Origin of the sequence: Phocaeicola coprophilus DSM 18228 = JCM 13818, from assembly GCF_000157915.1 — a bacterium.
Lineage (GTDB): Bacteria > Bacteroidota > Bacteroidia > Bacteroidales > Bacteroidaceae > Phocaeicola > Phocaeicola coprophilus.
In genome coordinates this window covers 1-1,081 of record NZ_EQ973673.1, presented here as the reverse complement: position 1 = coordinate 1,081, position 1,081 = coordinate 1, and the positions used below count along the sequence as shown (strand labels likewise).

The window sequence follows — 1,081 nt, the reverse complement described above, 5'->3', positions numbered from 1 at the left end:
TCCGAAGGCTACAACCTCGTGACCGACTCCACGGGCGGCACGACCACCTACCGCTATACACCCGACCAGCTTGTGACCGCCGAAATCGACCCGCTCGGCAACGAGACGCGCCACAGCTACACGGACTTCATGGAGCCTTACCGCACCATCGACCCAGAGGGCGGCGTCACGGGCTACAGTTACGACAATGACGGCAACCTCACCGGTGTCACGTACCCCGACGGCAGCGGCGAGATGTACATATACGACGACAAGGGACGGCTGAGCATCCACGTGGACCGTGAGGGCAACAAGACCGTCCGCCTGTACGACACGGAGCGTCCGCACCTTGTCAGCCGCTTCATAGACCGTGACGGCGGCGTCACGGAGTTCACCTACGACAGCCACGGCCAGCCCGTGGGCGTCGGCAAGGGAGACCGCCGCTCCGAACTGTCCTACGACGGCTCGCTGAACCTCGTGTCATGGCACGAGGACGGAAGGCTGCTCGGCGGCTGGAAGCATGATGCCAGGGGCAGGCTCATCGAGCGAAGCTCTCCCGGCAGCCGCACGGAGTTCTACGTGTATGACGCCCTGGACCGCCTGCGGCGCATAGACGCCCGTGACGGTAACGTCATACACCTCGGCTACGACAGCTACGACAGCATCACGGAGGCTGCGTGACGCGCGACGCCATGTCCGCATGGGCTACAACTCCGTGGGGAGCATGACATGGCGCGAGGAAGCCGGGAACAGGGTGAGCTTCCGCTACGACGGGATGGACCGCCTGCGCGAGGTGGTCAACGAGGCCGGTGCCGGGTATGTCTTCAGGCGTGACCTTGCGGGCAACATATCGTCGGAAAAGGACTACGGCGGCATAGAGCGCATATACCACAGGGACGGTTGCGGACGTGTGACACGCATAGATCGTCCCGGAGGGGCGCAGCACCGCCTACACATACGACACCATGGGACGCGTGCTCACAGCCGAGTACCACGACGGCACGAAAGAGGAATACGGCTACGACAGGAACGGGCTGATGGCCACCGCCGACAACGGTGAGGCGCGCATGGTGTTCGAACGCGACCCGATGGGGCGTGTGAC

General features: G+C 64.0%; 1 pseudogene. It reads left to right on the top strand.

Going from position 1 to position 1,081, the window contains the following annotated elements:
* Nucleotides 1–660, top strand: a pseudogene (locus tag BACCOPRO_RS18625) (hypothetical protein); the annotation flags it as partial.
* Nucleotides 661–1,081: the final 421 nt, after the last annotated feature.